At 50.8% G+C, this 22,354-nt stretch carries 17 protein-coding genes; 11 read left to right on the forward strand and 6 right to left on the reverse strand.

The annotated features are described in order from the left end of the window. Positions 1-7 precede the first annotated feature (7 nt). Positions 8-532 (reverse strand): TRAP transporter small permease subunit, encoded by a 525-nt coding sequence (locus tag P4S53_RS16080; RefSeq protein ID WP_337113449.1) that lies wholly within the window; start codon positions 530-532, stop codon positions 8-10. Positions 533-608: 76 nt separating this feature from the next. Continuing rightward, positions 609-1,700: a TRAP transporter substrate-binding protein gene (locus P4S53_RS16085; RefSeq protein ID WP_337113450.1), complete on the reverse strand. Its 1,092-nt coding sequence runs from the start codon at positions 1,698-1,700 to the stop codon at positions 609-611. 449 nt (positions 1,701-2,149) lie between these two features. Between P4S53_RS16085 and P4S53_RS16090 the strand changes: the two genes are divergently transcribed. After that, positions 2,150-2,401 (forward strand): DUF1289 domain-containing protein, encoded by a 252-nt coding sequence (locus tag P4S53_RS16090; RefSeq protein ID WP_337113451.1) that lies wholly within the window; start codon positions 2,150-2,152, stop codon positions 2,399-2,401. 83 nt (positions 2,402-2,484) lie between these two features. Here the strand turns inward: P4S53_RS16090 and rplY are convergent, their stop codons facing one another. Next, the gene (gene rplY / locus P4S53_RS16095; protein ID WP_027252308.1) at positions 2,485-2,763 is read right to left on the reverse strand and encodes a 50S ribosomal protein L25; all 279 of its coding nucleotides are present in this window, start codon (positions 2,761-2,763) and stop codon (positions 2,485-2,487) included. 405 nt (positions 2,764-3,168) lie between these two features. On the opposite strand from rplY, the gene P4S53_RS16100 reads away from it, so the two are divergent. Further along, positions 3,169-5,265, forward strand: a complete 2,097-nt coding sequence (locus P4S53_RS16100; RefSeq protein WP_337114511.1) for a TonB-dependent hemoglobin/transferrin/lactoferrin family receptor — start codon at positions 3,169-3,171, stop codon at positions 5,263-5,265. A 72-nt stretch (positions 5,266-5,337) separates the two neighbouring features. Here P4S53_RS16100 and P4S53_RS16105 read toward each other — a convergent pair whose 3' ends face one another. Together P4S53_RS16105 and P4S53_RS16110 are read right to left on the reverse strand one after the other, a co-directional pair. Beyond that, positions 5,338-7,080 (reverse strand): DEAD/DEAH box helicase, encoded by a 1,743-nt coding sequence (locus P4S53_RS16105; RefSeq protein ID WP_337113452.1) that lies wholly within the window; start codon positions 7,078-7,080, stop codon positions 5,338-5,340. A gap of 122 nt (positions 7,081-7,202) precedes the next feature. Continuing rightward, complete coding sequence (locus P4S53_RS16110) at positions 7,203-7,697, reverse strand: GNAT family N-acetyltransferase (protein ID WP_337113453.1); 495 nt, start codon at positions 7,695-7,697, stop codon at positions 7,203-7,205. A gap of 280 nt (positions 7,698-7,977) precedes the next feature. On the opposite strand from P4S53_RS16110, the gene rsuA reads away from it, so the two are divergent. The 9 genes from rsuA (at position 7,978) to P4S53_RS16155 (ending at position 19,738) form a co-directional block, all read left to right on the forward strand. Then, positions 7,978-8,667: a 16S rRNA pseudouridine(516) synthase RsuA gene (gene rsuA, locus P4S53_RS16115; protein ID WP_337113454.1), complete on the forward strand. Its 690-nt coding sequence runs from the start codon at positions 7,978-7,980 to the stop codon at positions 8,665-8,667. A gap of 341 nt (positions 8,668-9,008) precedes the next feature. Further along, positions 9,009-10,199 (forward strand): Bcr/CflA family multidrug efflux MFS transporter, encoded by a 1,191-nt coding sequence (locus P4S53_RS16120; RefSeq protein ID WP_337113455.1) that lies wholly within the window; start codon positions 9,009-9,011, stop codon positions 10,197-10,199. A 39-nt stretch (positions 10,200-10,238) separates the two neighbouring features. After that, positions 10,239-10,895: a DUF2913 family protein gene (locus tag P4S53_RS16125; protein WP_337113456.1), complete on the forward strand. Its 657-nt coding sequence runs from the start codon at positions 10,239-10,241 to the stop codon at positions 10,893-10,895. Between the two features lie 198 nt (positions 10,896-11,093). Then, on the forward strand, positions 11,094-12,464 hold the full coding sequence (locus tag P4S53_RS16130) for an MATE family efflux transporter (protein WP_337113457.1): 1,371 nt from the start codon (positions 11,094-11,096) through the stop codon (positions 12,462-12,464). A 330-nt stretch (positions 12,465-12,794) separates the two neighbouring features. Continuing rightward, on the forward strand, positions 12,795-14,543 hold the full coding sequence (locus P4S53_RS16135; protein WP_337113458.1) for a GMC oxidoreductase: 1,749 nt from the start codon (positions 12,795-12,797) through the stop codon (positions 14,541-14,543). 300 nt (positions 14,544-14,843) lie between these two features. Further along, complete coding sequence (locus P4S53_RS16140; RefSeq protein WP_337113459.1) at positions 14,844-15,680, forward strand: formate/nitrite transporter family protein; 837 nt, start codon at positions 14,844-14,846, stop codon at positions 15,678-15,680. Between the two features lie 97 nt (positions 15,681-15,777). Then, complete coding sequence (fdhF, locus tag P4S53_RS16145; protein WP_337113460.1) at positions 15,778-17,868, forward strand: formate dehydrogenase subunit alpha; 2,091 nt, start codon at positions 15,778-15,780, stop codon at positions 17,866-17,868. A 99-nt stretch (positions 17,869-17,967) separates the two neighbouring features. Continuing rightward, the gene (locus P4S53_RS16150) at positions 17,968-18,897 is read left to right on the forward strand and encodes a 4Fe-4S dicluster domain-containing protein (protein WP_337113461.1); all 930 of its coding nucleotides are present in this window, start codon (positions 17,968-17,970) and stop codon (positions 18,895-18,897) included. Next, a complete protein-coding gene (locus P4S53_RS16155) occupies positions 18,890-19,738 on the forward strand; it encodes an iron-sulfur cluster-binding protein (RefSeq protein WP_337113462.1) in 849 nt (282 codons plus the stop codon). Before P4S53_RS16150 ends, P4S53_RS16155 begins: the two co-directional genes overlap by 8 nt. 36 nt (positions 19,739-19,774) lie before the next feature. On the opposite strand, the gene ppsA is transcribed toward P4S53_RS16155, so the two are convergent. Then, the gene (ppsA, locus tag P4S53_RS16160) at positions 19,775-22,207 is read right to left on the reverse strand and encodes a phosphoenolpyruvate synthase (RefSeq protein ID WP_337113463.1); all 2,433 of its coding nucleotides are present in this window, start codon (positions 22,205-22,207) and stop codon (positions 19,775-19,777) included. Between the last annotated feature and the right edge of the window lie 147 nt (positions 22,208-22,354).

Raw genomic sequence — 22,354 nt, forward strand, 5'->3', positions numbered from 1 at the left:
ATATTCCTTATTTTTCGTGGAACAGGCCTGGGTTGACCAGCCGGTTAATGTTGTGCAGCAGCATTCCGATCCCTGAAATGGCCATAAACAGGAAAGAAAGCGGGATCAGCCCTTTAATCAGCCAGCGATAAGGTAAACCGCCCGGGTCGCCGCTGGACTCACCAAGCGCGTAGGACTCTTTCATATAATCAATGCCATACCAGAACACCAGGATACAGAATGGCAGAAGAAAAAAGAGCGTCCCCAGCAGGTCGATCATGGCGCGGGTTTTGAGAGTGAAACGTTCGTAGAAAACATCGACCCGCACATGGCCTCCGGCCTTCAGTGCATAAGGAACGCCAAGCAGGAAAACGGCTGAGAACAGGTGCCATTCCATCTCCTGCATGGCAATAGAAACACGGTTAAAGGCATACCGCATCACAACATCATAAAAAACGTTGAACATCAGTATGATAAAAAGAGTGCTGGCTATCCAGCCAAGCAAATCAGAAAACCGGTTGATGATTTTTTCGAAGGCTAACAAGCTTCGCATAATGACTCCGTCGCGAGGCAACATTCCAGACTGATAAAGGAGCATGCACCGGACAAACCGGTGCATGACTTGCGTGTTATTTCTGTTCAGCCTGACTGTCGAGGTAGGCTTTATCGGCAATCAGCGTCCATTCACGGGCTTTTTTCAGATAGGCCGCTTGTGAATCCAGGATTTCTTTTGCCAGCGGATCATTCTTGGCCTGCTCGTCAAGCAATTCATCGTTGGCCTGGCGAATGGCTGCCATGACCTCATCCGGGAAATTCATCACTTTGATGTTCGGATATTCTTCCTTCATGGTTGACCAGTTCTCGGCACTGGCGTGGGTATTTAAGATATACATGTCATAGGCCGAGAGGCGCATGGCAACACGCAGAATTTCCTGCAGATCAGCTGGCAGGCGTTCCCAGGATTGCTTGTTGACCAGAAACTGCAGTTCAGTTGCAGGCTCATGCCAGCCGGTATAGTAGTAAGGCGCGATTTTGTGGAAACCCATTCTCAGATCCAGACCCGGTCCCACCCATTCCAGCGCATCAATGGTGCGGCGCTCAAGTGCTGTGTAGAGCTCGCCCGGTGCAATATTGGTCGGGCTGGCGCCTAACTTAGCCAGAACTTCACCGGCAAAGCCCGGAATACGGATTTTCAGGCCTTTGAGATCATCAACGGTTTTGATTTCTTTCTGAAACCAGCCGCCCATCTGAACGCCCGTGTTACCACCGGGGAAAGACAGCAGGTTATGCGGGCCATAGACTTTTTCCATCAGCTCCATGCCGCCACCGTGATAGAACCAGGCATACTGTTCAGCCGCGACCATACCGAAGGGCATCGTGGAGAAATAAAGGGTATTCGGTACTTTGCCTTTCCAGTAATAAGACGCCGAGTGGCCCATGTCATACTGGCCGGCTTTGACCATATCAAACACACCCAGCGGCGCTTTGTGTTTGTTGGCAGAATCAATGCGGATCTGCAAACGGCCATTGGACATTTTCTCTGCCATTTCGGCCATGGCTTTGGTGGTGTCACCAAAAATAGGAAAGTTTGCGCCCCAGGTTTCTGCCAGTTTCAGGCGATAGACTTTTTCTGCGGAATAAGCGGCGGTACTGGAAAGTAAAACCGCAACCGCGCTGGCTGCCACCAGAGCATTGCGTACAGTGCGTTTTACCAGACTCATGGTTCACGTCCTCATTGTTATTGTGATAGCGGGATAATCCCTATTGCAATCAAAGCATTGAACAAACTATAGGCCCGAACAAGCGCAATAACACTGAGTGGCTGTCAAATAAGATCGTGATAAATAGCGACTAAGGTATTACGTATTAATACGTATATCGCTTTTGCAAGTTAACTTAACTTTTTGATAAATAATAAATATTTATCACGGTAAGTGTTTGGGTGAGTTGCGTAAACTACGCAGAAAAGACATCAGTAATTATGTTAACTATTTGTGATGGGTGTGAAGTGGCTCACTGATGACAGACTGGCATCACTTTCCCGAGGGCACCCATGGCCGACTGGCGTTATCAGCATAAAGTCGTTACTATCAGTTTGTATGCAATTTAAGCAGTTCGCCGTCGTTATGAACCTTTCACCGTATAGCACGCTGATAGCAGAGAAGGGGATATGGAGCAGTTAGAACTTTTTACCATTCCCAGCCCGTGTATTGGTGTCTGCCAGGTGAATAACAGAGGGTATTGCAAAGGCTGCCTGAGAAGCCGCGAAGAGCGATTTCACTGGCAGGTGATGAGCAACGATCAGAAGCGGCATGTGATCAAATTATGCCGGCAACGTTATCTGCGTTTACTTAAGCGCAGGCGAGAGCTGGAAATGCAGGCCGCGAATGCGCCAGACAATCCGCAGCAAAGTTTGTTTTAGCGTGTCATCCCATGAATAAACACCAGACACAAAAAAAGCGCCCTGAGGCGCTTTTTTCTTCAGCGTTTTCACACCAACCGCAATTAGATGCGGATGAAGTCCATGTGCTGAACTTTTGGCTTGAACGGGTGACGCTGGATGTCTTGTGGCTTAACGTTCACTTCTTTACCGTCGATTACCAGAGTGATGGCATCGTAGAAGCCTTCTTTGTCCATCTGGTTGATCACGTCATCGTGTTTCAGTTCGATTGCAACTGGAGCTTCAGTGCCACCGTAGATGATCGCTGGGAATTTGTTAGTGTGACGCAGGCGGCGGCTCGCACCTTTACCCAGGTCTGAACGTACTTGTGCTTCAAATTTCATGATAACTACTCTTAAGTGAGTGGATAAGAAGAAGGTATTTCAGTAATGCGACCTTACTGAGTACCGTCAAATTGAGCGCGGATACTAACACTCCCTCATGTCACTGACAAGAAAAAATCCTGACAAGCCCTTTAAACAACGAAAAAATCATCAGATCCTTCCTTCGCATAGCTCAATTCTACTTGCAATAAAAAACACCCAACAAGTTTCATAAATTGGACTTAGTTCCAATAAAATCGCTTGATTGTGATCTAAATAACATTGAGATTGATAGTAATTATCATTTGTTTTTGTATAATCGCTGCCAATAACGAATCTCATTGATAAAAAATTGATAGCAGGGATTATGAATCACAAACAACTCTCACTGATTGCCAGCTCTGTATTGCTGGCCCTTTCTCCTTCATTGCATGCTCAGGAAAAAAAGCGTACACAGATGAAATTGTGGTCACAGCCACACGAACTGAACAAAGCATTAAAGATATCCCGGGCTCCGTATCAAAGATCACCGCTGAAGATATGGAAAAGAATCTGGCCAATGATCTGCAAGATGCCCTGAAATACGAGCCAGGTGTTCAGGTGAATGGCAATGGCCGTTTTGGTATTTCTGATTTCACTGTACGCGGTGTTTCCGGAAATCGCGTGAAAGTGATGGTTGATAATGTGGAGCAACCGGCGGGTTATAATCCGGGTGCCGACCAGATGCGAAAATTCTCTAACGGCATTGAAATTGACACGCTGACAGCGATTGAAGTCAGTAAAGGCCCTGGCTCAAGTCTGTACGGAAGTGATGCCATGGGGGGGACAGTCTTGCTGAGAACGAAAAATCCTGAAGATGTATTACAGACTGGAGAGAACAATCATCTGGCTGTCAAAACTGGTTATGCGAGCGACAGTGAGCAATACAAAGCAACCGTTGAAGCGGCGAATCGTACCGGTGCTGTGGAAAGTTTGCTGATTTATACCTATCGGGATGGCCATGAAACAGAAGCGCATGGCGATGGGGCTGATATTGAAGGCAACAGTCGTGGGCAGGCGAACCCGCTGACTTTTGCATCACATAACGTGCTTGGCAAAGTGTATGTTCAGGTGAACGACACCAACCGGGTCGGCTTGGTTGCTGAATATTATACACGTGATACAGATGCCCAGATCCTGAGCCAGGAAAATTACGATGCTGGCGGTGTTTTCATGCCGGGTTTTGTGTACACCAATGTGCGTGGTCATGATGAAGATGATCGGATCCGATTGGGGTTGACCCACGAATGGCAGGCGAATCTTGCCGTTGCGGATGCCGTAAACTGGGCGTTGAACTGGCAGCGTAGTGAGAGTAAACATGATAACTACGATCATACGGATAGATATGGTCATCGGAATCGCTACCGTAGCGGTGAAGACTCCAGCATTCAGTTTGATACGCAGTTTAATAAAGCTGTTGCATTCTCCGATACTCGTCATGAGCTGACTTATGGTTTGAGTGTTGTACAAAATGAGTTCGAGCTGGATTATAGAGACTACTTCCTGGATTCAGGGACCGTGAAACCTGGCCCGGTAGAAGTGCCCAATGCAAAATCCGTGAAATACGGTATTTTCTTGCAGGATCAACTGTATTTAATGCAGGATCAACTGGTCGTGACCGGTGGTCTCCGTTACGACAACTATCAGGCTGAACCTGCCAATTCTTCAGGTCTGCCTGATCATGATAGTGATGCAGTGACGGGGCGTCTGGGGGCGGTATATCACTGGACGGAAAGTTTCAATACTTACGCTCAGATCAGTCAGGGCTTCCGTTCACCAACCCTTGGTGAAATGTATGAAGATAAAGATAACAGGGCACATGGCTACAAAATTGTTGCTAACCCGAATCTGAAACCAGAAAAAAGCCTTGCTTACGAAATCGGTGCAAGATCACAGGGGCGCATCGGTTCAATGAGTATCGCGGCTTTTTACACCGACTATAAAGATTTCATTGCTTCCCAAACTGAGGTGGTCAGCGGTATTCAAATTATCAGCAATGAAAACTTAGATGCAGCCAAGATTTATGGTGCGGAATTCGCGTCTGAACTCTGGCTGGACGAAGCACTGAACGCGCCAAGCGGTACTTACGCAAAAGTCTCTCTGGCTTATCAGGAAGGCGAAGACAAGAAGACGGGTGAGGCCTTAGATTCTGTTTCGCCATTTACATCAGTTGTGGGGCTTGGCTATGACGCGCCAAGTGGTGACTGGGGCAGTGAAATCAACGCGGTTTATGTTGCATCGAAATCTGGCTCAGACTGGTCGAGTGACACCAATGTTGATGCATCAAGCTACACTGTGGTTGATCTGACTGCGTATTATACGCCGACTGAAAATCTGATGGTGCGTGCAGGTCTGTTTAACGCATTCGATAAAAAATACTGGCGTTATCAGGATGTTGAAGGCTATAAGTCGACTGAAGAAGGCTTAGACCGCCATACACAGCCAGGCCGTAACTGGGGTGTGAATCTGGATTACGCATTCTGATTGTTGAAGAAAAAACTGCCTGAATTGAGCCGCACATTACTGTGCGGCTTTTTTCTTTCTGGAACATCAGACTTACTGCTTGTATTGATCCAAATCGAACAACTTATCCCGGATTGCCCAAAAGCGGCCGCTTTTGCGGGCGATAATGATTTCCGGCGGGCGCAGCCGGTGCTCGTTGCTGGCCACTTTGGTGGGAGCGGTCTCGGTAAAGGGCCGATGGCGATCGACCAGATGCGGATTGATGAATTTCTTCAGGAATTCGGATTTCTGGGTTTTGTTCGTCAACTGCCAGATTTCACTGATCTGGCCGTCCTCTTCACTGAAATAGGTCACTTTCAGCTGAGGCTTGCCGTACTGGTTTTTACCTGGCTCAAGCTGCATGTCGGTACACTTCATGATCATCGCATCTTTGAGTTTCAGCGCGTCACGTAGTTTTTTGTCCGGGTCGACCATCACCGCATCGCACTGATGACAGCGCCGGGCGGCGATGTCGTTGTCTGCACCGCATGCTTCACAGTATTTGGCGCGGAAACGGTAGCCACACTCTTCCCGCTCACCGGTGTCATCATCTTCAAAATAGCCCTGACAACGACGGCCATAGTGTTCTATCAGAAACCCGGCCGGATCGAGTTTGCCCCAGAAACTGTTTTTAAAGCCGCAAGCCGGGCAGGGCACCATAATGACTTCACTGCTACTGTCCGGTTTGGGATCGCCGACTTCCGGCTGGTACAAGTCATAGCAGTTCCCGGCATATTCAAGCACCAGGCAGTCTGTTTTTCCTTCGGCCAGCCGTAAACCGCGACCAACAATCTGCTGGTACAGGCTGATGGATTCTGTCGGGCGCAGGATGGCAATCAGATCCACATGCGGGGCATCAAAGCCTGTGGTGAGTACAGAGACATTGACCAGAAATTTGATCTGCTGGTTCTTGAAATCTGTGATGATCCGGTCCCGCTCTTCAAGCGGGGTATCGCCGACCACCAGCGCGGCAGATTCACCGGCCAGATACCCCATGATCTCTTTGGCGTGATTGACCGTAGAAGCGAAGATCATCACGCCTTTGCGGTCTTTAGCATAATCAATGACCTGCTCAATAATCATGGGCGTCGCGCGTGCGGATTTGGCAATCACAGCGTCCAGATCCGCTTCGCGGTAATGGCCATGATTGGCTGGCTTCAAACTGGAAAAATCATACCCAATCACTGCCATATCCATGATTTTAGGTTCGGTCAGGAAGCCTTCATCCAGCAGATAGCGAATAGGCAGCTCGAAAATACAGTCACGGAAGAAGCGATCCTGCTCTGTTCGCACCTGTCCTCGCGTGTGGTATTTGTAGATCCAGCCCATACCCAGCCGGTAGGGGGTTGCGGTCAGGCCAAGAATTTTGATACCAGTGTTGATACGCTGAAGATGCTGGATAACCCGCTGATAGGCACTGTTTTCATCATCCGGTACCCGGTGACATTCATCGATGACCAACAAGGAGAATTCCGCATCAAACTGATCCAGACTGTTCACCATGGATTGTACCGAGGCAAACACCACCTGCTGATCCGTTTCTTTTCGCCCTAATCCGGCAGAAAAAATCGATGCCTTTAAGCCGTAGCTTTCATACTTGGCATGATTTTGCTCGACCAGTTCTTTCACGTGCGTCAGCACCAGTACCCGGCCACGGGCAATTCGGGCCAGCTCAGCAATCACCAGGCTTTTCCCGGCACCGGTCGGCAGTGCCAGCACCGCTGGTGTGCTGTGTTTACGAAAGTAGTGCACTGTGGCTTTCACACAGTCTTGCTGATAAGGACGCAGGGTATACATGGATTTGGCTTGATTGATGAACAGCGAACAGGAGTGTAACGGCTTTGAACTGCGGGAGACAAGTCTTGGTGTGGTGGGTGTGAACAGGGCTCGTTGTGCAGAGCCCTGTTTTCATGTCAGATTCAGGAAGCCATATTCAGTGGCAACTTTGACGGTTTGATGGTTTTGGTCATCATGCAGAACTGGCGGCGCGGTATAAAATCGTGCTTCTCATAGAAGCTGCGGGCGCCTTTGTTACCAATATTCACTTCAAGAGTCAGGGCATGCACACCGGCTTCTGCGCAGTGATGTTCAATCTGAGGCATCAGCTCAGTGCCTATACCTTGCTGGCGCCATTCGGATTTCAGGTAGAACTGATCAATCAGGGCGATTCGTCCGCCATGCTCAAGGCTGAAGCTGTAACTCAGGATAATATGACCGGCAATCATAGTATTGCCTTCATGTTCAATTTCTATAAACCAAACCTGACCCAATTCAGGGTTGTTCAACATCTGGTGCACTGCCTGTGTGGTTTGCTCGCGCTTTTGTGGCAGGACTTCATATTCAAAGAGTTCCCCAACTAGTGTAAGCAGCATGTCCACAGAAGACAGGCTAGGCGCTACAAGTGAGATGTTCATAAGTCAACCTTAGTTGTTCGGTGTTTTCATGGCACAGTGGTGAGTTGTTCAAGGTGTTTATACGGATAACTCATGCCCTCTGTCTATAAGTGAAGACCGTGAAAATGGAGAAATGTTCTACTTTTTGAGCTTAGTGGCAGTTCAGGCAATGCGATGTAAAAATTTGTGATCAGGGGTTGCAATTAGTGATATTGCTTCAGCCGGCTCAGGTTTGAGATTTCTCGTGCATCACGCAGTCCAGGTTTTTATAATGGCGCTTTTGCACCACTCGGAGCCTGCAATGCGGCTTGATAAATTTTTATGTACCGCCCTGGGAATTACTCGCAAGGAAGCCGGTAAATTACTCAAAGAAAAAAGAATAGAAGTGAATGGCGACATCGTCAAAAACGGTGCGCTGAAAATCACGGATGACTGTGACGTTGAGTTTGATGGCAGTACGCTGCACATGACGGGCCCGAAATATTTTATGCTGAACAAGCCTCAGGGTTACGTGTGTTCGCATGTGGATGACTTTAATCCGACCGTCTTTGTGTTACTCGATGAAGTCAGCCCGGAAAAGCTGCATGTGGCGGGCAGACTGGACGCCGATACCACAGGGTTGGTACTGCTGACGGATGACGGCCAGTGGTCACACCGCATCACCTCGCCGCGACACGTCTGCGAGAAAGTGTACTACGTGGAAACGGCCGATCCGATTCCGGCCTCTGCAATCAACGAGTTCGCAGAAGGGGTACAGCTGCGCGGCGAGAAAGATCTGACCCGGCCGGCAAAACTGGAGATTCTTGAGGAGTGCGCGGCACTGATCACTATCTCTGAAGGGAAATACCATCAGGTGAAGCGCATGTTTGCGGCAATCGGCAATAAAGTGGTGGCGTTACACCGCGAGCAGGTCGGCGCTGTCGTGCTGGATGAGAACCTGGAACCTGGTGAATATCGCCCCCTGACCGAAGAAGAAATCGCCAGCTTTTAATCTGTGAGTGGTTTAGCTACTGAGTGCTGTCGCGACTTAGTGGTAAAACGACTGAGCGCTAAAGCGAGAAGGCGTCGGGCCTGTTGTAAAGCTACCGACGCCTTTTTAGTACCTGATATTCGTTCAGTTCAGGTTGCCAGAGAAAAAACAGCGAAAATTCGCTGTCAGGCAACATAGGTGAGATTTTTGGTCAATAATTGATCTTTGTGATAACGCTCATCACAATTTTTCGCTAGTACACCAGAAAAAGAAACTTATCATTTCCTGTCGGGAAAGATATAAGTAGCGGAAATTGTCGTACAATCACTCCCTTTCCTTTTCAATATGCTAATAAGTGGTTTATGAATAAATCTGACAGTCCTGGCCTGAGCTTTTCGCTGATCCTCATTCTGGGGGCAATTGCCGCACTCACCCCGCTGGCAATTGATATGTACCTGCCTGCGATGCCAACAATCGCAAAAGATCTGGGCGTGAGCCCCAGCCTGGTGCAGGTAACCCTGACAGCGTATACCGCAGGCTTTGCCGTTGGACAGCTGATTCATGGCCCGCTTTCAGACAGCTACGGCCGGCGTCCGGTCCTGATCATCGGTGTCATGTTGTTTGCACTGGCGGCAGTGGTCAGTGCAATGAGCCATAACATTAATGAACTGACCTGGATCCGTGCCGCACAAGGCTTTGCCGGTGCCTCTGCCGCCGTCATCATTCAGGCGCTGGTGCGGGATATGTTTGAACGGGAAGAGTTCGCCCGCACCATGTCTTTTGTCACCTTGGTGATGACAATTGCGCCATTGGCCGCGCCAATGATAGGTGGGTACCTGTCCGTCTGGTTCGGCTGGCGCTCCATCTTCTGGTTTCTGGCACTGGTTTCAGTGATTGTGATTCTGGCCGTGCTGAAAATGATCCCCGAAACCCTGCCGGCTGAGAAACGACTGCCGTTTCATCTAGGTTCTACACTCCGGAACTATGCACGGATGCTGACATCCGCCCCCGCGCTCGGTCTGGTGGTGAGCAGCGGTTTTTCGTTTGCAGGCATGTTCGTGTTTCTGACCGTCGGCTCTTTTGTGTACATCGATCTTTATCATGTCAGTACGGAAAACTTTGGCCTGTTGTTCGGCCTGAATGTGATCTGCCTGATTGTCATGACCACACTGAACGGCAAGCTGGTCCGCAAAATGGGCTCGCACTTTATGCTGCGTTTGGGTCTGATCATTCAATTGATTGCCGGGGCGGGGCTGATTGCAGGACAAGTGCTTGAACTCGGCCTGTGGGGTGTCGTGGTACCGGTAATGCTGTTTGTGGGCGCGATTTCTACTGTTGCCAGTAATTCAATGGCTTGTTTGTTAGCCAAGTATCCGCATATGGCGGGTACGGCGTCGTCATTGGCTGGTACAATGCGCTTCGGCACAGGGACTGTGGTGGGGGGTATTGTAGCAGCGATGCCCGATACCACAGCCTGGCCGCTGGCAGGAACGATGGCCGCTTGCGCAGTCTTAGCCTGCTTGTTTTATTGGGGATTGGCGAAAGACGCCTGATTACCTGTGATTGAATAAGAGTATTTGAAAGTAACTATTATGGCTGTGTTTTATCAAGAGCTGAACAAACTGGTGAATGAAGGTCTGGCTGAGTTGCAGTCTTCTGTTACAGCAGGCAAAACCCCCAATAATCCGGTCAGCGAAACGCACTTCATGAGTGCCTGGATCACCAAAGTGATTAAGCAGCAACGCTATGACCATTGTGTGGCGAAAACCTTGCTGGGCTGGCAGCAGATGGCTCGCAGTATGGGTAAGCAGGCACAGCTGAAGCTGAAGTTTGAACATCTTGGCTGGGCATTATCGGGCGTGCTGAACCAGGAGGGCACCACCAGTGCAGTGAAGGCTGAGCAACTGGATGCCTTGTACAGTGCGCTGCAGCAGCTCGATTGGGTGGTGGCGACAGAATACGAAGTGAACCGGAAAGTGACCCACCACACCGATGGTCAGGCGTCATTGGTGGTGTGTGCGAAGCAGTTCAAAGAAGCCTTTGACGAGGCAGGAAAACTGGCTAAGCCATTGTCTGTTTATGTTCGTGGTAATATCCAGCAATGTATTGACTTGGCCTATCAGCAAGGATTACTGCTGTACAAAGTTACTGACTATAAATCGCTGGTGAAATACCACGGTGAATATATTCTTTATCCCGATAATGCAGGTGACTATATTCCTGAACTCCCCACGCGAGCGGTTGAGTAAGAGATATTAAAGTGCAGCGAGATCGCTGCACTTTTTATATTTTTTAGGTTTATCACAGTTTGTAGCCTGTCAGATCGCATAAATAACAGGTCGGTTCTGGTTGTCATTCACTCGTGATTTCAGCTTGTGATTTGAAAGGGCCAGTATCAAAACCGGCCAGTTGCTTTTCTTGTGCTCTCCTATTTTTCAGGAATATCTATGTCGCCATCTGCTTCTCCTTTATTTGAAGGGGTGTTTGTCCGTCGCCTGCTGGCGATTGCTTTTCCGATCGCCTTACAGGTGATGCTGTTTTCCAGCCGTAGTCTGGTCGATATTCTGATGCTGGGCCAGCTCAATGAACTGGATGTGGCGGCCATTGGTATTGCTGGCCGGGCACTGTTTGTTGTCACCATTATGCTGTTTGGTGTGACGACGGGCGGGGCACTGCTGGCGGCCCAGTACTGGGGCGCGGGCAATCAGCATGGCATGAAGCAAAGTGTTGCGCTGACGCTGACCATGACAACCCTGGTCGCCACACTGGCGGCCCTGGTATTTCTGGTGCTGCCTGAGCAGGTGATCGGGTTAGCAACGAATAACCCTGAGGTGATTGCGCGGGGCGCTGAGTACCTGCAAATTACCGCCGTGAGTTTGTACGCTGTGTCGTGGGGCAGCAGTGTCTCTGTGGGGTTACGGGCGATGCATCAGCCGGCGATCAGCACGCTGTTCAGTGCCGTAGGCATTGCGCTGAACCTGTTCCTGAACTGGGTCCTGATTTTCGGTCATCTGGGGATGCCGGCTTATGGCATTGCCGGTGCCGCATGGGCAACGGCCATCAGCGGTCTGGTTGAAATCGCGCTGTTATTTGGTTATCTGCATCTCAAGGCTCACCCGATTGCGCTGCGCTGGTCGCTGTTTCCGGAAGTCCTGAATGCTCAGATGATCAACCGCTTTCTGAAACTGTCGCTGCCGACGACCTTGAACCATCTTGCCTGGGCGGGCGGGATCTTCATGTATCACGTCATTATCGGACAGGCTGGTGTTGATGGTTTGGTGGCCTTGTCCGTCATGACGCCTATCGAGTCACTGGCGCTGGCGATGCTGATTGGTATTTCCAATGCGTCAGCCGTGCTGATTGGCAATCAGTTGGGCGGTAGCAACATGGAGCAGGCTTACCGGCAGGCCTGGGCCGTCACAGTGATCAATTTTGGCTTTGCTGTGGTGACGGCAGGGCTCATGTTCCTGATCCGCGATCCGGTGCTGGACTTGTTTGCTGCCATGACGCCGGAAACCCGGGAGCTGACCGAACATTTCTTCATGATTTTTTGCGTCGGTATGATCGTGAAAAGCCTGCCGATGACCATGATCGTGGGGGTGTTACGGGCAGGTGGTGATATTCGTTTCTGCTTTTATCAGGATATTGCGGCGCAATGGATGATAGGGATCCCACTGACCGCATTTTGTGCCTTTGTGCTGAAACTTCCGCTGGAATGGGTGTACGCCATGCTGGTGTTGGAAGAAGTGGTGAAAATCATCGGTTCCAGCCTACGGATACGTTCAAAAGCCTGGATGAATAACCTGGTCGCCGGCTAAAAAGCGTTGGTATTTTTTACTTTCTGCCGCAGTTATCTCAGCGACCTTCCTCGCGATAGCCAGTGTGTGAAATCACTGGCTGGCGATTGCCGTGATGACTTTTCTTGTCGCTGCGCATCACACTGGCATGTAACTGACGCATCTCATTCTCTCTGCCGTTCCAACATGGGTTGAAATTTAGATATAAACGTCTTCCTGGGTAAAAAATAAATTGTCATTTCCAACCATGCTTTCCTATTCGTTATGCACTGTTTGTCACAGCATCATGCTGAGCAGAATAGGGCATGGCACAGCCGTGCCGTTTCACTTCACCTAGAAAAGGAATGTCTGATGGGAACAGCGGCTTCAAGTAATAAACTGCAACATGGATATCCAACCCCCGGACCACAGAATCCGGATGGTCAGAAAGTGATGGATCATGTTTTTTTCCTGTCGAACGCCCAATGGAAGCAAGCCAGGGAAGAGAATGACTATGATTTCGTGGTGATCGGCACCGGGTTTTGCGCCTTGGCGTTTGCAGAGCGAACGTTGAAAACCAATCCTTTCGCAAGGATTTTAATGGTTGAGCGGGGGCCCTTTTTCCTGCCAGAGCATTTTCAGAATTTGCCTCTGCCATTTAAGGATACCCTGGGCGGCTTGTCGGAAACCTTTCCCTGGACCATGTCGGCCAAAAATCAGCTGGGTCTGGCAGGAACGATCCACTGGCAACATGGGATGGTGCCTTTCTTTGGCGGACGCTCCACATTGTGGAGTGCCTGGTGTCCCAGACCCAATCAAAATGAGTTTTCTGGTTGGCCGGAAGAAACCATTGCCGCGGCTGAAAAAAACTTCGAGTCTGCAGAACGGTTGCTCAGGGTTCAGAGTGCTGATCAGATAGACAGCGGGCTCAGTAAGCAGGAGAGAGCCTTTGTGTCGGGTAATCGCCCGGTTTACGGGGAATTACAGCGAAAGGTTCAGCACCTGCTGGAAGAATCCGGCACTTCTGTTCAGGGTGTTTACCGCACTGAAGCCGCGCCGCTGGCCTCTGCGTCAGAAAATGTTAACGGGATCGATTTTCAGAAATTCTCTACCCCAGGCGATATTCTGCAACTGGCAGAAACACAGGCCGCACTGTTTAAAGCAGGGAAAGGGGCGAAACTCGATATCGTCACTGAATGTGTGGTTGAGAAAATCATCCAGCAAGAGGTGGATGGCACACCGCAAGCGACAGCGCTGCAGACATCAAGAGGCGTCCTGCCCCTGGGTTCTGCCAAGCTGGTTCTGGCCATGGGAACCTTGCCACCGACCACGTTATTGCGAAATTCATTTCCTGAATATCCGGGCCTGGGGCAGCGCTTTTCCGCGCACTTTATCAGCTCGATTGTTGCGCGCGTGCCAAAGGCAGACTTGGATCCGGCTGCCGATCTGGGTCGTTTGGAGCTGGGGGCCTGCTATGTGGCCGGTATTGCGAATAACAGTTATGAGCAGCAATTCCATATCCAGCTGTCTGCTTTGTGGGATGAGAACCCGGTCGTGAATTCGCCCACAGCATTGCGTTATATGCCTGATGTCGTGGCGACAGCTTCTATGGCGCAACTGCTGACCTCGAAAGATTATGTTGTTTTCGTCTGTGCTGTGCTGGGAGAGCTGGATTACACCAACCCGGGCAGCTGGTTCCTGCAAAACAGCGATGATTCGAATTTAACAACCAACTCTCTGCTGCAGATCGAAGAAAACGGCAGAGACAAACAAACCTGGACGGCCATGGACGAAGCCACTTTCGGTATTTTGGAAACCGTGTTGTCGCCGAAAGGAAAATCGGCTGTGCAGTACTGGCATGGCAGCCCGGATCAGGGCGAGTGGGCAGCGGCCCGTCCGGATGCCGCAGCCATTCGGGTGGATGCACCAGTGCATGAAAGTTCAACCCTGCATATCGGCGCTCAGCCGGACGCCCCGGTTGATTTAGACTACCGGTTTAAAGGCGCCAACAATGTGTATGTTACCGGCGGTGCACTCTGGCCACAGGGTGGCTCCTGGAACCCGACGTTGACCATGGTTGCACTGGCGCAGGATCTGGCGGATAAGCTGTCCGTGAAATAGCGCCTGAAAGTTTGCCGATGGAATAACAGCGCCTTCTGAAGAAAGAAGGCGCTTTTTCAGGATTAATGTAAGCTGCGCTTTTTCTGGCGTCAGGCGATACACAAAATGATAGAGGCTGACTTGTGACTCTGGCGCCATTTGAGTCCGGCTTCGCTTAACGTCATATTTCCCATCTGTACTACACTTAGCCATGACAAATTCGCCTGAAAAATCCTCAGTTTCAGGTGGATAAGTGGCATATTCGACGTCTTCTGCTTCCGCTTAGCTTGTTTGACCGTGCATCTTTGACCGGAGTGAACCATGGCTGATCTTTTTGGGTTTGATGCCTTTTCACCGAAACAAATCGCTGAAAGAGTGGACAGTATAGGCGTGATCAAAGCCCGCCTGCCGTTGCTGTCTATGGTCATGCTGGGCATTCTGGCGGGTGCCTTTATTGGCTTGGGGGCCTTGTACTTTGTGATAATCAAGTCTGACGCGAGTCTGGGGTTTGGCACCAGTCAACTGTTAGGAGGGATTGCATTTTCACTGGGGCTGTTGCTGGTCGTGATCGCCGGGGCTGAGTTGTTTACCGGAAATAACTTACTGGCGATGGCCTGGGCTGATAAAAAGATTTCAACGGCTGAACTGCTGAAGAACTGGTTGGTGGTCTGTGGTTCAAACTTTATCGGCGCGGCGGGACTGGCCGTCTTGGTGTATGCCTCTGGGCATACAGAAATGAATCACGGGGTTATTGCAGAGCGTTATCTGCAGATCGCTGAAGCCAAATGCAGCTTACCGTTCTGGAGCGCATTTTTTCGCGGAGTGTTGTGTAACATCCTGGTTTGTATGGCGATCTGGATGGCAATGGCCGGGCGAAGTGTTATTGATAAAGCGGTCGCGATTGTTTTTCCGATCTCTGCTTTTGTCGCGGCGGGTTTTGAACACAGTATTGCGAATATGTTCTTTATTCCATTGGCCATGTTCATTCAGGCATTTTCAGATACGGGCGCAGTGGCCGGTTCTGTGGGGTGGCTGGGCCTCATCAGTAATCTGATCCCTGTCATTCTGGGAAATTTGCTTGGCGGAAGCGTCCTGGTTGGTTTGGTGTATTACGTAATTTACCTCAGAAAGCCGACATCTGGCCCGGATAGACCTTAATTTGTTTTCATGAGACAAAGATTGTGGCGGCATGAATCTGCTCTGTGCTGGCTTGCTATACTCAATGCCAGAACCCGCCGATTGATTGTGGATGGTCATGGCTTCTTCAATAGTGAAAACAGTCTGCCCTTTTTGTGGTGTCGGCTGCGGGATCAATCTGAAAATTGATGAACACGGCAAGCTGACCGGGGTTGAACCTCAGCGAACTCACCCCGTGAGTCGCGGAAAGCTGTGTGAAAAAGGCTGGAGCACAGCCTATGCCATTCGTCCTGACAACCGGGTCACTGAGCCGCTGAAACGGATTCATGATCGCTTTTATCCCATCAGTTGGGATGAGGCACTGAGTGAGATCAGTGAAGCGATAAGGGATATTCAGGCTGAACACGGTCCTGATGCTGTAGGCGTTATCAGCAGCGCACGCGCAACCAATGAAGACAACTATGCCGCTCAGAAATTTGCCAGAGCCGTCCTGAAGACGAACAATATCGATCACTGTGCCCGTATTTGTCACAGTCCCACGGTTGCCGGGCTGAAACAAACCTTAGGTTCCGGTGCAATGACCAATAGCACCAAAGATATTTTCGACACCGAACTGATTGTCGTGATCGGTGCGGATCCGACAGAAAATCACAGCGTTTTCGGCGGACAGATGATTGAAGCCCGGCTGCGAGGGGCGAAATTGGTGGTTATTGATCCCAGAGTGACCCGGCTGGCTAAAATAGCGGATGTACATCTCCAGCTGAAACCGGGCAGCAACATCGCGCTCATCAATGCGATCTTGCACGTTATCATCAAGCAAAAGCTGTATGACGCATCTTTCATCAGTCAGCGCTGTGAGGGGTTTGATGCCCTGGCACGCAGTGTGGAGACGATCACCCCTGAGCTGGCTGAATCGGGCACAGGCATTGCCGCGGCTCAGATTCGACGAGTTGCGGAGCTCTATGGCCGGGCGAAAAGTGCCATGATTTTGTACGGCATGGGAATCACACAGTATGTCAGCGGGACTTCGAATGTGATTGCGCTGTCTAATCTGGCTTTGGTTTGTGGTCAGATTGGCCGTCCCGGGACAGGTATCAACCCGTTACGCGGACAAAATAATGTGCAGGGCGCATGCGATATGGGCTGCCTGCCGAATGTGTATCCGGGTTATCAGGCGGTTGAGGATAACCTTGCGCAAGACAAGTTTGCGCAAGCCTGGGGAGAGCCGGTCGCTACCCGGCCAGGGCTGACGTCGCTGGGTATGACCAAGGCAGCGCTCGCCGGTGATTTTCACTGTCTGATTTTATTCGGCGAAGATCCCGTGGTGACCGATCCGGATCAGAATCATGTTCGTGCAGCCATGAAGAAAATGGATCTGCTGGTGGTTGCTGAATTGACCATGACGGAGACAGCCAAGCTGGCCGATTACATTTTGCCAGCGGCATCTTTTGCCGAGAAAGAAGGCTCTTTTACCAACTGCGAGCGACGGGTACAGCATATTAATCAGGCTGTGCAGCCACCGGGTTTAGCGATGGACGACTGGCAGTGGTTGAAGGCATTGGCTGAAGCACTGGGCAGCCATGCACTCAGCTGGACCAACAGCGAGGCTGTGTTCGATGAGATGGCCTCGCTGACGCCGTCTTATCAGGGCATGACCTATTCAGGGATTGAGCTGGCTCATGGTTTACAGTGGCCCTGCAACCAGGATGCACCACAAGGAACGGCAATCTTACATCAAACGGTTTTTCCTATCGGCAAGGCAAGATTGATCCCGGTACACCAGATTGATATTGATGAAAAGACCGACGAACAATACCCGCTTATCCTGACCACGAACCGGCTCTCTTGTCACTATGGCTGCGGGTCTATGACCCGAAAATCTCCTTTGCTGGAACGGGAAACGCCTGCGGGACTACTCTTCATCAATCCGGAAGATGCGAGGGTACTGAATATTCAGCGTTACTCGCCGGTAGGGATCCGATCTCGCCGGGGCTATGTGGAGACTCGCGCCATGATCACCGATGATGTCCCTCCGGGCCTGGTGTCAATGCCATATCATTTCAAAGAAGCCCCGTCGAACCAACTGACGAATACCGCGCAGGATCCAATCACGAAAATGCCTGAGCTGAAAGCTTGTGCTGTGTCTGTGGTGCCATTACCAGCGGGTCAGGAGCCTAAGGATATTGAGCACTTATTGGAGGGCCAGTAACATGCAGCAGTATGTGCTTCACTCACTTCAGCAACTGCAAGTGCACTTATCCCAGAGCCGCCAGTTGTACCAGATAGTTGATAATGATGGTGACGCGCATTGGCAGCATCAAGCGCAACCCCCTTTCCGGCACTGAGTCAGCAGCGGCCGTTGAGTTCAGCCAAACGCTTTTTCTTTGCTGAACAGGAGACCATATATGTCTTCGATGGTCAGTTTTTTCGTGAAACCATCCCGAAACCAGAACCTTTTGTTTTGTTCGGGGTTCAGAGCTGCGATCTGATGGCAATCCACTATCAGGATATCTTTTTTGAACAGGATCCTTATTATCAGGCCCGGCGACAGCAAGCCTTACTGGTCGGCGTGGATTGTGTTCATCCTTGTCAAAATGGTTTTTGCTACCTGGTCGATGCCGGGCCGGGGGTCAGAGATACCACGGCCGATCTGATTCTGCACCCACTTGCCGATGATCAATGGTTATTGATTGTGGTGACTGAACCAGGCCGTGCCGCACTGCAAGGGCTGGCACTGACGCCTGCGACGAGTCATGCAAAAAATATGCGCTCTGACCACCTGACCCAGTGCGAGCATGCGTTCGACGATCATTCTTATATTCTGGAGGGTATAGAAAAACTGAACCGTGGCCAGACATCGGATGCGTTCTGGCAGCAACTCGCGATTCAGTGCATTGCGTGTTCCGGCTGCACCACCTTGTGTCCGACCTGCTCTTGTTACGGCACACAGAATCAGGCGGTGTCGCAAGACGCCCCTGATAAGCTGTCATCGCAGGCCAAACAGGTACGCTTCTGGGATTCTTGTTTGTACGAAGGGTTTCAGCGTGAGGCCAGTTTGCATAATCCTGCAGGGCAGGCCGGTGAGCGGGTGAAACGCTTTTGGTACCACAAATTCAGTGATGATTTTTTGCCAGAATTTGGGCGGTATGGCTGTGTCGGCTGCGGGCGCTGTGAGCAGACTTGCCCGGGTGTCATCGGGGTGCATTCTGTCATGAAAAGGATAGTGAAAGATGCATAGTCTCACGCCAACAGCCGTTCGTTTGATCGACTTTTATGATGATGGTGAGCATGCCCGCCATTTTACCTTTCGTCTGCTAAATACGGCATCTCAGGCCACGAAGTCACAGGGTGGCTGGATGCAGGCAAAGACAGGACAGTTCTTTATGCTATGTCTGCCTTCAGTGGGTGAAGCGCCGTTCACTTTTACACAACCTCCTGATCAAAATGGGAATTTTCGGGCGCTGGTCCGAAAAACAGGCAGTGTGACTTCAGCCTTGTTTGAGCTCGAAGCCGGGCAGATCCTGGGGGCCAAAGGGCCCTATGGTAAAGGCTGGCCGATGGATAAAGTGTGCAATAAGCGGGTGCTTGTTGTCGGCGGCGGCTGCGGCCTGGCGCCTTTGGTCGGAGTGGTGAATCAGCTCATTGAACAACAAAATTACACCCAGCTGATGGTGGTATACGGGGCACGAAACCGTCAGGCGAAGATGTTGACGCCGGAACGCCGTGACTGGCAGCGTCACATCCCGGTTTTCAATATGATTGAGGACGGTGATACTGAGCCGGGCGAAAATGAATCCGGCGGTACCCCGGTCGATATTCTGCCCACTGTGCTCGGTCAGTTTGCTCAAAGCCCGGACGTGGTGCTGGTGGCTGGTCCGCAAGCCATGATGTTTGCGGTGGCTAAATATCTGGTCGCCAGCGGGGTGCCTGAACAGGCGATTTATCTGTCGATTGAGCGTCGCATGCACTGCGGGGTCCGAACCTGTGGGCACTGTTACCTGAAGGACAAGTATGTGTGTTCCGATGGTCCCACGTTTCGCTGGGATGACCTGAAACAGTTCATCCCAGCGGGTCCTTAAAGATCGTACAAACTCTGCTTCTTGACCTGTTGCAGGTTATTCGTGACCGGCAGCTTTCATTTGGGATTTGCGTTCTGCAAGCGCGATTTGCTGGCACCCTTTGGCGAAAGAGTCGGGGTTCAGAGAGATCGAGTCAATCCCGCAATTGACCAAAAACTCGGCAAAATCCGGATAATCTGAAGGCGCTTGGCCACAGATCCCAACCTTACAACCATACTGGTGCGCGACAGTGATCACCTGGGCGATCATTTCTTTGACTGCATCGTCCCTCGCATCAAATAATGGTTTCAGTTCGGCTGAATCACGATCGATTCCCAGAACTAACTGGGTGAGATCGTTACTGCCGATTGAGAAACCGTCAAAGCGTTGCGCAAACCGGTCTGCCAGAATAACGTTCGAAGGGATCTCGCACATCACATACACCTGCAGACCATTTTCACCGCGTTTCAGCCCTGCTTCAGCCATGACATTCAGCACTTTATCGGCTTCACCGGTTGTGCGGCAGAACGGGATCATGACGATGATGTTATCAAAGCCCATCTCCTGGCGAGCTTTTACGATGGCCTGGCATTCCAGTTTAAACGCTTCACGATACAGCGGATGGTAATAGCGTGAAGCCCCGCGCAGACCCAGCATTGGATTTTCTTCGTGGAGTTCGAAAAATTCACCGCCCAGCAGGCCTCTGTACTCATTGGATTTAAAGTCTGACATTCTGACAATCACTGGTTTAGGGAATTGCGAGGCTGCAACTTTTCCCACACCCATCGCCAGATGATGGATGAAGTAATCCGGCGGGTATGCATAGCCTTGAGTCAGCTGGTGGATCGTCTGTTGAACCGCTGGATCCGTGACTTTTTCGGGGTGGAGCAGTGCCATGGGATGGACCCTGATCTGGCTTGAAATCATAAATTCGATTCGGGTCAGACCGATCCCGTCAACCGGTAACTGCCACCAGCGAAACACGCCATCTGGCATGGCGGCGTTAATCATGACAGCTGTCTTCGTACGCGGAATGTCATCCAGGTTCACCTGCTGGGTGTCATAACGTAAGATGCCTTCGTACACTTGCCCGACAGTGCCACCGGCACAGCTTAATGTGACGGCTTGCCCGTCGGTCAGGCTTCGGGTTGCATGCTCAGTACCGACAATGGCCGGCACTTTCAATTCACGGCTGACGATAGCCGCATGGCTGGTTGGGCCGCCGGTATCAGTGATGATTCCTGCGGCTTTTCGCATTAATGGCACCCAGTCTGGATCGGTCTTCTCAGTGACCAGAATGGCACCTTGGGGAAATTGATCGGTCTGGTGCGGATCGTTGATCAGAAAAACCTGGCCGGTAGCGATCGCGCTACCGACGCTGGCGCCTTCCAGTAACAGGATCGATTTTTCTTTCAGCCTGTAGTTCACCAGCACGGCTTGTTTTTTCTGTGATTCCACGGTTTCAGGTCGGGCCTGGACCAGATAAAGTCCCTGGTTGTCTTTCGTCCATTCCATATCCATAGCACAACCGTAATGGCGCTCAACGATCACCGCCCAGCGAGCCAGTTGTAAAATTTCATCATCCGACAGAACCAATGCACTGCGCTCTTGCTCGGTTGTCGCAAGCACGACAGTCTGGCCGTTGCTTGGATTATCTTTGTGATGTCGGGATGCATACATCATCTTCAGTTGTTTACTGCCGGGTTGCTTTTCGATGATAGGGCGCTTGCCAGGCTTCTCCAAAAGTGGCTTGTAAACCATGAAACGATCAGGTGTGACGCTACCCTTGACGATGGTTTCCCCAAGCCCCCACGCACCATTGATGATTACGACATCGGGAAACCCATTTTCTGTGTCTAAACTGAACATTACCCCGGCGGCTTCAGATTCCACCATTTGCTGAACGCCAACAGATAAGGCAACTTTCTGATGAGCAAAGCCTTTTTCCTCGCGATAGACAATCGCCCTGTCCGTATAGAGTGAGGCAAAGCATTGCAGGCAGGCCTGCAGTACCTGTTCACAACCGCGAACATTGAGATAACTTTCCTGCTGACCGGCAAAGCTGGCATCTGGCAGATCTTCAGCCGTGGCGGAGCTTCTGACCGCAACACTGACATTGGCGGTCTGCAGTTGGTCACAAAGTTCCTGATAAGCACGGGTAATCGCTTCTTCTTGCTGCGTGGTGAAAGTGCCCTGGGTGATCAGCGCTCTGATTTTTTCGCCTGTGTCTGTCAGCGTAATGATGCCGGCAGTCATATCTGCCAGCAGTTGGGCAATGGGTGCATCAAGCTGGTTCTGACTCAAAAAATCGCGAAAGAGCTGGGCGCTGCTGGCAAACCCTATCGGCACTTTTATGCCTGTTTCTTTCAACTGGCTAATCATTTCACCCAGACTGGCATTTTTACCGCCAACGAAAGGAATGTCGGTAACGCGTAACTGGTGGTACCAGTAAATGATCGGACTGGCAGTGTTGTGGTGGTCGGAAGTCATACTGATCTCCTTTTGGACCCTCTGATGTTGTCGATGCACTCAGAGCCAAGACTCATTTTATTTTAGGAGTTCACACTCAAAAGATGAGTCAAGTGATGCTGGAATAATCGATTTCTTGTTATCAGCCTTGATTCCTCATCAGAGCCT

It is taken from the genome of Photobacterium sp. Hal280, assembly GCF_037162255.1.
In the GTDB taxonomy this organism is placed as follows: Bacteria; Pseudomonadota; Gammaproteobacteria; order Enterobacterales; family Vibrionaceae; genus Photobacterium.

What these genes read in the sequence shown, in the direction of transcription:
- rplY (WP_027252308.1), bottom strand. Translation starts at nt 2,763, where the DNA reads ATGAAATTTGAAGCACAAGTACGTTCAGACCTGGGTAAAGGTGCGAGC.
- P4S53_RS16125 (WP_337113456.1), top strand. Translation starts at nt 10,239, where the DNA reads ATGGCTGTGTTTTATCAAGAGCTGAACAAACTGGTGAATGAAGGTCTG.
- P4S53_RS16090 (WP_337113451.1), top strand. Translation starts at nt 2,150, where the DNA reads ATGGAGCAGTTAGAACTTTTTACCATTCCCAGCCCGTGTATTGGTGTC.
- rsuA (WP_337113454.1), top strand. Translation starts at nt 7,978, where the DNA reads ATGCGGCTTGATAAATTTTTATGTACCGCCCTGGGAATTACTCGCAAG.
- P4S53_RS16085 (WP_337113450.1), bottom strand. Translation starts at nt 1,700, where the DNA reads ATGAGTCTGGTAAAACGCACTGTACGCAATGCTCTGGTGGCAGCCAGC.
- P4S53_RS16080 (WP_337113449.1), bottom strand. Translation starts at nt 532, where the DNA reads ATGCGAAGCTTGTTAGCCTTCGAAAAAATCATCAACCGGTTTTCTGAT.
- P4S53_RS16105 (WP_337113452.1), bottom strand. Translation starts at nt 7,080, where the DNA reads ATGTATACCCTGCGTCCTTATCAGCAAGACTGTGTGAAAGCCACAGTG.
- fdhF (WP_337113460.1), top strand. Translation starts at nt 15,778, where the DNA reads ATGGCTTCTTCAATAGTGAAAACAGTCTGCCCTTTTTGTGGTGTCGGC.
- P4S53_RS16155 (WP_337113462.1), top strand. Translation starts at nt 18,890, where the DNA reads ATGCATAGTCTCACGCCAACAGCCGTTCGTTTGATCGACTTTTATGAT.
- P4S53_RS16135 (WP_337113458.1), top strand. Translation starts at nt 12,795, where the DNA reads ATGGGAACAGCGGCTTCAAGTAATAAACTGCAACATGGATATCCAACC.
- ppsA (WP_337113463.1), bottom strand. Translation starts at nt 22,207, where the DNA reads ATGACTTCCGACCACCACAACACTGCCAGTCCGATCATTTACTGGTAC.
- P4S53_RS16140 (WP_337113459.1), top strand. Translation starts at nt 14,844, where the DNA reads ATGGCTGATCTTTTTGGGTTTGATGCCTTTTCACCGAAACAAATCGCT.
- P4S53_RS16110 (WP_337113453.1), bottom strand. Translation starts at nt 7,697, where the DNA reads ATGAACATCTCACTTGTAGCGCCTAGCCTGTCTTCTGTGGACATGCTG.
- P4S53_RS16130 (WP_337113457.1), top strand. Translation starts at nt 11,094, where the DNA reads ATGTCGCCATCTGCTTCTCCTTTATTTGAAGGGGTGTTTGTCCGTCGC.
- P4S53_RS16120 (WP_337113455.1), top strand. Translation starts at nt 9,009, where the DNA reads ATGAATAAATCTGACAGTCCTGGCCTGAGCTTTTCGCTGATCCTCATT.